This is a genomic window from Butyrivibrio sp. AE3009 (assembly GCF_000420845.1).
GTDB lineage: Bacteria > Bacillota > Clostridia > Lachnospirales > Lachnospiraceae > Butyrivibrio.
The window spans coordinates 1-13,186 of sequence record NZ_ATVS01000033.1 but is presented as its reverse complement, the minus strand read 5'-3'; the positions used below and the strand labels follow the sequence as shown (position 1 = coordinate 13,186).

3 protein-coding genes are annotated in these 13,186 nt (G+C 44.2%); all 3 read left to right on the top strand.

Features of this window, described 5'->3' with window-relative positions:
* Window positions 1-193 precede the first annotated feature (193 nt).
* Window positions 194-6,037 (top strand): InlB B-repeat-containing protein, encoded by a 5,844-nt coding sequence (locus tag G588_RS0114220; protein WP_022779403.1) that lies wholly within the window; start codon window positions 194-196, stop codon window positions 6,035-6,037.
* A 673-nt stretch (window positions 6,038-6,710) separates the two neighbouring features.
* Entirely contained in the window at window positions 6,711-6,905 is a 195-nt protein-coding gene (locus tag G588_RS0114215) for a hypothetical protein (RefSeq protein WP_022779402.1), read from the top strand.
* A 102-nt stretch (window positions 6,906-7,007) separates the two neighbouring features.
* On the top strand, window positions 7,008-13,186 hold a 6,179-nt coding region (locus tag G588_RS20395; protein ID WP_035788607.1), incomplete at its 3' end, for an InlB B-repeat-containing protein.

Genomic DNA, 13,186 nt, shown 5'->3' with positions numbered 1-13,186 from the left:
TTTTTACCGTAATACTGATATATAATAATATAAAATGAAACAAACTTTCACAGAAATTTCACATATCGGACAAAAATAATTCAAAATATGATTAACAGCATGATGTCTTATTTTCTAAAATAATTTGCGTAAGCGCAGATTATCCGATAGAGAAATTGCTCGAAATAAAATGATTCTAGAGGGGGATCAAATTATGTTGAAGAGATGTAACAAGTTATTGGCGTTTGTGTTGACACTTGTTCTTGTGTTCACGGCTTTTAGCGGTGATTTCACAAGGTCTGTTGCCTACGCCACCGAGGAAGAACAGTCCGATGGAGAGAAGGCTGCGACCTGGGACGAGATCAAGGAATCCCTGGAGACTCCTAGTGAGTCAGCTCCGGAGGATTCACAGAATCCGGAGGAGCCTTCGGGCGAGGAGCCCGGAGAATCAGATGAGTCATCTGCGGAAGCAGGAAATGACGAATCTGCTGAGCAGCCCGAAGGAGGCGAGCAGCAGGAGCCGGCACAGGAAGAGACTGTAGAAGCTCCCGCAGAGGCTCCTGCCACCGAAGCGTCCGCAGCTGCAAGCAGCGAAGATGCTGGGGAGGCATCAAGCGCAGCATCAACCGAGCAGGCCGCCGAAGTACCCGGCGAAGCGAGCAGCGAAGCCGCAAGTGAGGCCAGCAGCGAGGATGCGTCTGTTGAAGCTAGCAGCGAGGCCAGCAGCGAAGATGCCGGCGAAGCATCCAGCGAAGCTTCATCAGAGGAAGTAGCTCATGAGGCAAAGCTTGTAACTGTTACTTACAAAATAGCAGATGATGAAGGCGGTAAGCTTTCAAGAGAATCTGAGACTGTTGACATTGCTGATGAGGAACAGTCTTTTGAAGGTGCCACAGCTACAGCAGATGAAGGTTATCAGTTCGCTAACTGGATAAATGAGGATGGAAGCCTTGCATGCAAGACTGCAACCATCGTTCCCGAGGATATCGAAGAAGATACCACCTTCATAGCTGTTTTTGTCAAAGATGATGTAAATAAGCCCGCTGTTTCCTTTGAGGAGAACGTAAACGGACTTAACATCTTAATCGATGCACCTGAGGGAGCTTTCCCTGAGGGAACAGAAATTAATATCACTCCTGTTTATGACAATAAGGTAGCTAAGGCTGCGGAAGAAGTTGTCGATGCCGATGTAGAGACAACAGTGGCTGTAGATATTACTTTTACCTATAAGAATAAAGAGATCGAGCCCCTTATTCCCATATCCGTTAAATTCGTAAGTGATGTGATCGCAGATCCTGAGGATACACACATTGTACACATCGATGATAACGGCGACGCAAGTCTAATTGACAACGCCGATGTACAGGGCAATTCCGTAGAGTTTACATCAGACAGCTTCTCTATTTATATCGTTGTTATCAATGGCGAGGATGCCCGTCTTAACGTTAGATTCATGAACGGCACATCTGAAGTCGCCTCCATGATGGTTAAGAAGAAAGATATCCCCAGAATAGACGAGGTTATCTATGATCCCGGTACCGGAGATCCTGAGGATGGCGTTATCTTCAAAGGTTGGACTGAAGATCCCGATTATACGGTTGAGACCCAGGGTTGGACCATTGATGAAGTACGTAACAAAGTAGCAACATTGCTTCCTCCTGCTAATGACGGAGATGAGTACAAAGTATACGCAATGTTCTTTAGGCAGTACACTGTTAACTACATTGATACTGTCGAGAATGGCAATGTATCACTTGGACAGAGATCTGTATTATATCGTGCAGATGCAACCGGTGATGATAAGAACGCTCAGTACAAAATTGATATGGGCTATTCACCTAACGATGATGAGCATGAGTTCCGTGGATGGCACGTATTTGACCCTGACACCTATGCAGCTAACATTGTGAAAAAGGGTGATGATGATTACACCTACGATCCTGATCAGGAGAATCTTTTCAAGCAGGGAGAAACTATCACCATCTGCGGTGATGTAGTATTCTCTGTCTATGCGCCTGAAGGCCACTGGCTGATTTTTGATGAGAACGGTAAGGGAGCAACTTATTGTGCACCCAGGTTCCTGCTTACTAATGAGCCTACAGAAATGCCCAGGGAAAAGAAGGATATGCTCAGGAACGGTTATACTTTCGACTGGTGGTATACAGGAGCACCCGGTGAGGATGGCGTTCCAACCGGTGAGAAGTTTGTTTTCGGAGATGTTATAACAGAAAGAACTACCCTCTATGCTAAGTGGGATCCTGTTGATGAAGCTCAATATACAATCCTTATTTGGAAGCAGAACGCAGAGAAGAATGGTTATGACTTCACAGATTCAATAGTGGGTTATGACAGAGTTGGTGAGAATATCGCCGATCTTGCCATTACGGAAAATACCATTGGCGAGATGAAATATGTAGACATCAATGTTAAGAAGCAGGGAGGCGGTACTGCACAAAAGCAGTATGGCGGAATTGATTCTGAAGCTGCAAGAGGCAGTAAATTAAATGATCCGTTCATCGGATTTACCATGAATAAATATGATACCAATGTTAAGATCACTCCTGAGGGAGATGCAGTGGTTAACGTATATTTTGACCGTATGCACTATTTTGTCAAAATGTTCGTGACTCTTCAGGATGGCAATGGCTATCATGGTTCTTCCAAACTTGGTAATCCATACAGCGGTAACTGGAGTACTCAGCTTTCCGGAATAACAAAGGTAAAGGGTAATGTACCTTCTGATTTTGTGCAAGATGGAAACAAGAGATACTATTACTATGAATTTGATGCCTTTTATGGTGATGATATTTCCAAGAAATGGCCTTCTTATGACGATGTGGAAGTAGCAAACAATACGAAGTACTTTATTAGCTGGCTGCTTATGCGCACAGCCAAGGCCTTTACCGGTGATGATCATGGTAAAGATACCGTCAAGGGTGAAATTAATGTCCTTGATGAAATGGTACTTGGTGATCTGACTCACAGTGGTGCCAATTACCTGACCGCAAGATATGATAATGAGCCGTATAATTGGACCTACAAGATTTATTTTGAAGATGAAAACGGTCAGTTTCCTGAGGAACCGAACAGAGAAATTCATGCCAGATCCAATCAGGATGGTGTTAATTCACAGCACAATCCTGCAATTGATGGATATACATTTTTAAAGCAGGATAATTATAAGAAAAGTGGCAGAAACTGTGAAATAGGCTTCTATTACAGACCACTGTCATATCCGATCCGTTTTATGGACGGTGAGTATTTTAACGGCGAACTGGAAGGAACGGATAACCGTGCCGGTAATATGCTCCACGCCGTAACCGGTATCAGATACGGAACTAAGATCAGCACGTACCTGAAAGATCATCCGGATGGATTCAACATCGATAATCCTACATGTCCTGAGCCGGGTTATGTATTTGACGGCTGGTATGTTGATGAAGGATGTACCGGAGCTAAGTTTGATTTTGACAGTAAGATGTCAACTTCAGGAGCAGTTGTATACGCTAAGTGGATTCAGATTCAGTACCGTGTATTCCTGCATCCTAATGCAAAGATGGATGACGGAACAAATGACCCTGATCTTGATTGGGGTGATGACGATCCTTCCATGTGCTTCCGTGTATCTTATAACGGAACAATATCAGAACGAAGAGGTGAGAGACCTCAATATGAGTTCGTTGGCTGGTATCTTGATGAAGCATGCACAGCCGGCAACATGTTTAACTTTGCCGAGAAACTCAACGAATCAACGGTTACACAGGCCTATGATAAACACACTCACAACACCGATCCTATGGATATTTACGGTGAAGGGGCAACCTGGAACTCTGATCTTGAAGTGACGACCGGTGATAAGCCTCATCCTGAGCGTACATGGATAACCAAGGAATTCAATCTCTACGGTAAGTGGAGAAAAATCCTTGACGGCGCTGACGGACTCTATGTAGTTTACGATATAGAAGATCCCGATCTTGATAATGATCCTGCTACCAAAGATCCCGGAAAGGGTACCGGAAAAGCAGAAGATAGCCGTTGCTATGCAGAAGGAGCACCAATTTCTGCAGTTCCGGCTGTTACAGCTCCCGATGGTTATCAGTTTGAGACCTGGGTAATCCAGAGATATGACAAAGATCAGGATAAATATGTTGATACAAATGAGACAGTTCTGCCGGGCGGAACCTTTGATGCCAAGGCAAGCTACTCACATGTAGTAGACAAGGAAGATGGTATTCACAAGATCTATACAATGCAGCTTCGCGCAGAGTATAAGAAGATTGATGAGCCTACACCTACCTATATTCCTTGGTTTAACAACGACGGAACTAAGGCCTTCCATGTTGATACAGTAATGAAGGTCGGAGATGCCGAGAGAAGTACTCTTAAGATCAACGAAGCAGTGCCGATTCTTAATCCTGAGAACCCTCTAAACAGAGAGAACTTCGAGTTCAAGGGCTGGGCTAAGGTAGATATGGGTACCACAGAAGCAGAGGCAACAGACTTCATGGCCGGCCCCGACACCTTCCTTCAGAATGTAACCGTTAACTTCCTCTGGTATAAGGATGGCAAGTACTACGGCAATGCAGCCTGCGGCGCTGATGATGAAGCTAAGCTTGTTGCAGCTGATGAACTTAAGCCTTACCAGGCACTGTTCGCAGTATGGGAAGAGCTTCCTACTTATGAAGTTGAGTTTGCGTTTGATGAGACAGCTCCCGCTGGTCTGACAGTTCCTGACAAGCTTACAGGCAAGTACGAAGGTGATCCAATTGATGTAAGCTCGCAGACTCAGGCGGTTACTGATGCGGCAGCAGATCTTGGATACAAGTTCCTGGGCTGGACATCAGAGCAGGTAACACCTGTAGATGATAAGTTCACAATGCCTGCTAAGAATGTACTCCTTGTTGGTTCCTTCGAGCGTATCAAGTATACAGTTACCTATGAATACGTTGGAACGGTTCCCGCAGGAACAGATCCTTATCCTGCACCTACAGAGCCTTCACACTATGCCGGCGATACAGTATACCTTGCTAAGGATGCTACAGCGCCCGGACATACATTCAGCGGCTGGACAGGAAATTATAAGATCAAGGAAAACGGATCTCTTATAGATAAGATTTTTAACTTCATTAAGGGACAGAGCGGACAGTCATTTATAATGCCGGCAGCCAATGTGCTTATTCAGGGATCCTTCGATGCGGAAATGCATCAGGTTGTATATAAGATTGTCGGTGATGAGATTCCTTCGGGAGTTACAGTACCTGCAACCAAGTCATATGCATACGGTGTTACCGTATATGTTGAGCCCGACGTTTCCGCTAATAAATATGCGTTCAGCGGATGGGATTCCAAGGATGTTTCAATTTCCGGTGGAAGCTTCCCGATGCCTAACAAGGATGTTGAGATCATAGGTGTATTTGATCCTATAACCTATGACATCACCTTCGAGTACAGACTGGCAGACGGCGTAACAGAACCTGCGAACTTCGCAGAGTGGCAGGAACAGGCCAAGGCTTATAACGGAACCTTCAGAGAAGGTGACGATATTCCTCTTCCTACAAGACCTACAGTTAAGGGCCTTGTATTCACGGCTTGGAAGATGGAAGAAGTAACCAAGGAGAAGACTCCTTTTGAGAGAGCTCTTGAGAGAGCCAAGAAGCTCCTTGCCCTGCAGGTAAGTGCGGCTGATGATGAGACCATGAAGTGTAAGGATTACGACGCAGTTATTTACAGCGTGATCAGTACCTCCTCAACGCCTCCTACACCTCCGCCAACACCTCCGACACCTCCTACACCGCCTACACCTACTCCTACACCTACACCTACACCGGATCCTGTAACAACACCTACTCCTACACCTGTAGCAGTAGTTCCCGGCGGACAGGCAGTACTTGGTGCAAGACGTGAAACAGGTAACGGCCAGGCAGTTCTCGGCGCAAGACGCGGAAGAACAGACGATGAGACCAATACCTCAGCAAGAGCCTTTGCAATCATCGTAGCAGCCGCAGCAGCATTCTCACTTCTCTTCGTTGGCAAAAAGAAAGAAGATGAAGAAAGCTAACAGGCCAATACCCTAAATCAATAACAAACCCTATACAGCGGATACCACCCCAAGTGGTATCCGCTGTTTTCCTCCGCGATTGCAGCCGTACTTTATGCGGTTACCATCCTGATATATATCACATAGATTCATGCTCAAAAACATCAAAATAAAGGCTAAATAAGCGCCAATTACACCTGGCTTATCATAGCACAGGGGAAAGCTGTGGCAGAGGCTTCCAAAGACTACGCAAAAAAGAGAATGGACAGTGGAAATGTCGGAAAAATGTGCAGTTCATGTACGACGCGATGATTTTCAAGACGAGAGTCCGAAGGAGTGGCGACTGTCCACGAATAGGCATGAGTAGGAGCCATTCCTTTGGAATCGAGTCTTAGAAAATCACAAGGCGCACGTAAACCAGCATGTTTACGGCATTTCCACTGTCCATACCTTTTTATCAATAAACTATATCGCCCTCTGACAGAGCTGCCCCCGTCACTATGCACAAAGTCAGTAAAGTGGCGATAATTTAATGGCTTTTTTAATGTTTGAGCGTCTGTTTGTACGATATAATAATGGTAACCGTGAAATAAAGTTAAGAAAATTTTAACAATTTCCACAAAAAAATTTCGCTCTATGATTGTTTATATGATTGCCCAGACATTAAAATATTCCTAACGAAAGGATATTTGGTATGAACAAAAAGAAGGGGACCTTTATTGTCAAGGTAGAATATAATCAGCATGATACCTATCAAGGGGAAGTCGTTTGGGCTGAAGGGAATAAGTCCAAGCGTTTTAGGAGCATGCTGGAACTTGTCAGACTCATGGATGATGTCATGGCGAGCGGCGAAATGAAGACAGAAGACAGAAAGGACTCCGTGTCTTAATTTATTTCGAAAAATAATCCCACTAACTCACAATTTAATACTCGACTTGAATTTTGGTAACTTACAACGGTAACAAAAATGATTCTAGAGGGGGATCAAATTATGTTAAAAAAGAGTAAAAAGTTACTGGCGCTATTGTTATCAATTGCCCTTGTTTTTACTACTTTTGGTAGTGATTTTGCAAGCGCAGTTGCCTATGCCGAGGACGAAGCGGCTGCTACAGAAGCCTCAGCTGTCGAAGAAAAGGCTACAACCTGGGATGAGATAGTTGAAGAAGTGCCCGGCACACAGGATGAGAGTGGAGGCGGAAATGAAGATACATCCGGGGAGACGGATGAATCATCAGATGACGCCCAGGGAGAAGATACTCCGGCTGACACCGATGAAGGTGAGGGCGGAAATGTTGACGTACCCGAAAATCCAACTCCTGAAGAGCCTGCAGAGGGCGGCGAAGCAGAAAATCCTGCAGAACCACCTGCAGAAAATCCTTCAGAGACTCCTTCCGAAGCTTCAACAGAGAGCACAATTGATGCAGCAGGCGCTGCATCCACAGGTTCATCTTCATCCGAGGATGCAACAGAAGCTTCAAGTGAAGCTGCCAGCGAGGCATCAAGTGAGGATGCATCAGAGGCATCTTCAGAAGCTTCCTCAGAAGATGCTTCAGAGGCTTCCAGTGAAGCATCAAGCGAGGATGCTGCAGCAGAGGCCAGCTCAGTTGAAGAGAAGCTGGTAACTGTCAGATATAAAGCTACCAAGGGTGGTAGAGTTTCTCTTTTCAAAGAGACCATCAATATAAATGATGAGAATGCCAAGTTCGAAGGCGCGACTGCTACAGCCTGGAACGATAAGTATTCATTTGTTGACTGGACAGATGAGGATGGCAATCAGGTATGCGCAGACGCAACGTTCGTTCCTTCCGGTATCGAGAGCGATGCAACCTTCACAGCAAACTTCATAGCTGAAGAAGATATTGAAGACAAGATGCCTGCCATCGTAAGAGAAAACGTTCCTGCAGGCGGCCTGTCCGTATCAGTAAATGCAGAAGTTGGTGTATTCCCTAAGGGTACAGAGGCTGTTATAAGCCCTGTTTCTGACAACCAGGCTCTGGAGTCAGCTAAAGATGCCCTGGGCGACAATGTTGCCGAGGCTAAAGGTGCTGAGATCAAGTTCATATATGAAGGCGAAGAGATCCAGCCTGCAGATAATAAATACGTTCACGTAAGTCTGGCACTGAACACTCCTATCGAAGGTGAGTCCTTCTCAGTCGTTCATGACCATGACGGTGAAGCAGAGGTTCTTCCTGATTCCCAGGTAGAATCTGTAGATGAAAACGGTGCAGAATTCAAGACCGATGAATTCTCTATCTATATCGTAGCCGGTGAGATTCCTGAGGATAACAGACTTAATGTTATCTTCAAGAATGGCGATAATGTAATCTCATCTGTTTATGTAAAGAAGAGTGATCTTGCAGATGGAGCAAATAGTGATAGTCATTTTGAGGATATTGTCTATGATCCCGGTGTTGGTGATCTTGATGATGGCGTTATGTTCCGCGGATGGGCAGAAGATAATTCTTATGATGCAAACACAGTAGGCCTTGACATCGATGGCGTACGTGCAAAGGTAAGAGCGAAACTTGAAGCGGGCGTTAATGATGGTGATACGGTAACTTATTACGCAATGCTCTTTAAGGCATACACTGTATCTTATCTTGATGATCGCGGGGCATCCCTTGGTTCCAGCGAGATTAAGTTCCGTGCGGATGATACAACCGAGTATCAGCAGTATACAGTTAATATGTCCTTTACTCCAAGCGATAACGAGCACAAATTTGAGGGATGGCTTGCTACTAAAGGTGGAGCCAATATTGATGGCTATACAGAAGGAACAAGATATCAGAACGGAACAAGTATTGGGATAAAAGGTGACGTAACCTTTTCTGTAGATCTTCCGGCTGGACACTGGCTTGTATTTGATGAAAACGGAAAAGGCGCTACTTATAATGCTCCTCAGTTTGTAAAAGCTGATGAAGTAACCCAGAAGCCTTGTGAAGATAACGAAATGGTCCGTAATGGTTATGAGTTCCAGGGATGGTTCACGGGAACCAAGGACACAAATGGAAATGTGACTCTTGGCGAAGCATTTGAGTTTGGTCATGCTCTTACAGAGATGACAACCATTTTTGCTAAGTGGAAAGCAAAAGAAAATGCAGCTTATACTGTCCTTATCTGGAAGCAGAACATTGATGCAAATGGATATGATTTTGAAAAATCTATTCCTCTTTCCGGAACTTCCGGATCATCAATCAATATAGTAAGCATACAGGGAAACGGAAATAGTGCCTATACAAGAATCGATGGTACAGATTATAAATATACCGGATTCCATTATGAGAGTACCGATCAGGATGGAAAGACCATAACACCAGAGGGAAATACTGTAGTTAACGTTTATTACAACAGGAACCAGCGCAAACTGACATTCCAGGTTCAATATACTGTATCTACTAACGATAATGATAATAATCCGACTAAGTATGGATTTATCAACAGTAATTTCCAACAGATATATTGGAGAAATGGTGCATTTAGAACATCAAATAATAACAATGGTACTGTTTATAACGGAACAGTATTTGTAAAGTCAAATACATGGCTGACAATTAAAGAAATAACAGCTCTTTATGGACAGTCTATAAAGGATAATTTCCCTATTGTTGGAACAGATGGGGTTAACTATGAAGGAAGCTGGTGGGAAGAACCATCCCATAATACTTACGATGCAAAAGTAGCCTATATAGACATTATGCTAGATGCGGATGTTGTTTTCCATAAGTATGATTTGCCTCAATTATATAATTACGATAGAACAATTAATTATTATGTTGAAGCACTTCCGGGAGAAACCGGACAAACGGTTAGTTATAATGGTAAGACGTTCGTAAAATATACGAGTCAAGTTACCAATGGCTATATGCATTGGACTGAAGATGAGGATTATTTTGAGCTGGCTGGATTTACCAAATTCGGATACACACCTTCCAATGCGTGGAATATAAGAGATGATGTTAGAACTGTAAATTGCTACTATACCCGTAACACTTATAAGATCAATTTTATGGATGGTTCGTACTTTGATGGTAACGACAACCGTCTCAATGAGATTGACAGAGGACACCTGGGAATTAAGGAAAATATCCTGTATCAGGCTAATATTTCTGCTTACGCGGACCAGGAACCATCCACAATACCAACAGGCTATGTATTCGAGGGCTGGTATGTAGATGATGCCTGCACGCAGAAATATAACTTCAATAAGATGCCTGAGGGTGGTATCACAGTATACGCCAAGTGGCGTCAGATACAGTACCGTGTATTCCTGCATCCTAATGCAGGAGAGGATTCAACTCTTGATTGGGGTTCTGAGACCCAGGCAATGAACTTCCGTATATCCTATGGCGGAAAAGTAGATACTCCTACAGGAAGAAGAACCGGTTTTGAATTTGTAGGCTGGTACTTGGATCCTGGATTTGACAACAGCTTTAATGCAGATGCGTTTGTTCTTAATGAAACAACAGTTACAGCTGGTTACAATAAAGATACTGATCTCACTGATCCCATGAATAAGTGGGGCAAAGGAGCTACTTACAACTCAGATAAAACAGGCTATAACGGTGGAGATCGTTTCTGGATCACCAAAAAGCTTGACCTATATGCAAGATGGCGTTCAACTCTTGATGGCGCTACAGGTATAGGAATTATTTATGATGCTAATGGTGGAAGCCCTGCTCCTAGTGATACCAACCTTTATGCAGATACTGCTAACGCAGCAGCAGGTGCAGCTCCTACTACAACACCTAAGATTACTGAGAATGGCAAGGAATATGAGACCCGTTTCTCACACTGGGTAGTTCAGAAGTGGAATTCTACTACTGAACAATATGAGGATACAACTGATACAGTTCTTCCCGGTGCTACATTTGTAGTTAAAAAGGAAAATGCCAAGGAAGTAGATCTTGGAGTTACAGAAGACAATAAGCCTATTAAGTCCTATACAGTTCAGCTTCGCGCAGAATATGTAAAGGTTGAGATGCCAACTCCTACTCATATCATATGGTTCAATAACTATGATGGCGGCAGCTACCGTATAGATCCAAAAGTTGATGTAAATGTCGCTGTTAAGGTTTATGGAATAGGAGATGGAGAATCTGTTCCTACAAGAGCTGGCTATACATTCAAGGGCTGGGCAAGAGACGATGAGCACGAAAACGGCCTTTCTGAAGTGACCGATCTCTTTATTGAATATAACCAGGAGACCGGAACGTATAACCATGAATTTGTAGCCGCAGATGAGAAGCAGCCTTACCATGCTCTCTATGCAGTATGGGATGCAGCTGAGGTTGATCTTATCTATGATGCCAACGGCGGTACCGGATCAATGGATCCTTCCACAGGTAAGGTTGGCACTGATGTAGAAGTTAAGGAAAATGGATTTACTAACCCCGGCTATAAGTTCGATGGATGGAATACAAGTGCTGATGGCAATGGAACACCTTATGATGAGCATGCTAGTTACACATTGCAGGCTGAGGGCAATATCCTCTATGCAATCTGGACTGAAGATGAAAACGATACTTACAAGATCAGCTACATATCAGCCGGAAACGGATCAGTAAATCCTGAGGAAGAGACCCATCAGGTGCTTGACACCCAGGATAAGATTGCTGGATCCAAAGCAACAGCAGCCGCTGGCTATACGTTCGATGGCTGGTATAAGGATGGTGAGAAGGTATCAGATGCAGCACAGATTAGTGCAGCGACTGTATATGGAAACCTCAACACCAGACAGAAAGACGGACTTCCTGCAGATACAACCTTTGAGGCAAGATTTGTAATCGATGTTAATGATACTTACACAATCAGTTACACATCAGCCGGAAACGGATCAGTAACTCCTGAAGACGAGACACATCAGGTGTTGGATACTCAGGACAAGATCGTAGGATCCAAGGCAACAGCAGATGCAGGCTATAAGTTCGATGGCTGGTATAAGGGCGGCGAGAAGGTATCAGATACTGCTCAGATCAGCGCAGCAGATGTATATGGAAACCTCAACACCAGAGAGAAAGACGGACTTCCTGCAGATACAACATTCGAAGCAAGATTTGTAATAGACGTTGATGACACCTATACAATCAGCTACACAACCGATGGAAACGGATCAGCAGATCCTGAAGATGAGACACATCAGGTACTTGATACTCAGGATAAGATTGCTGGATCCAAGGCAACAGCAAAGGCTGGATATGTATTCGAGGGCTGGTATAAGAACGGCGAGAAGGTAGCAGATACAGCACAGATCAGTGCAGAGACTGTATATGGAAACCTCAACACCAGAGAGAAAGACGGACTTCCTGCAGATACAACCTTCGAAGCAAGATTTATTATCGATGTTAATGATACTTACATAATCAGTTACATATCAGCCGGAAACGGATCAGTAACTCCTGAAAACGAGACCCATCAGGTGCTTGACACTCAGGATAAGATCGCTGGATCCAAGGCAACAGCAGCTGCTGGCTATAAGTTCGATGGCTGGTATAAGGATGGCGAGAAGATTGCCAATGCGGGTGTAGAGCTTACTGCAGAGTTTATCTATTCAAGGCTCAACACCAGACAGAAGGATGGACTTCCTACAGATACAACCTTCGAAGCAAGATTTGTAATAGACGTTGATGACACATACACAATCAGCTACACAACTGACGGAAACGGATCAGCAGATCCTGAAGATGAGACCCATCAGGTGCTTGATACTCAGGATAAGATTTCTGGTTCCAAGGCAAAAGCTAATTCTGGATATGTATTTGAGGGCTGGTATAAGAACGGCGAGAAGGTAGCAGATACAGCACAGATCAGTGCAGAGACTGTATATGCAAACCTCAACACCAGAGAGAAAGACGGACTTCATGATGATACAACCTTCGAAGCAAGATTTATTATCGATGTTAATGATACTTACACAATCAGTTACACATCAGCCGGAAACGGATCAGTAACTCCTGAAGATGAGACCCATCAGGTGCTTGACACTCAGGATAAGATCGCTGGATCCAAGGCAACAGCAGCTGCCGGCTATAAGTTCGATGGCTGGTATAAGGATGGCGAGAAGATTGCCAATGCAGGCGTAGAGCTTACTGCAGAGTTTATCTATTCAAGGCTCAACACCAGAGAGGAAGACGGACTTCCTGCAGATACAACCTTCGAGGCAAGATTTGTAAT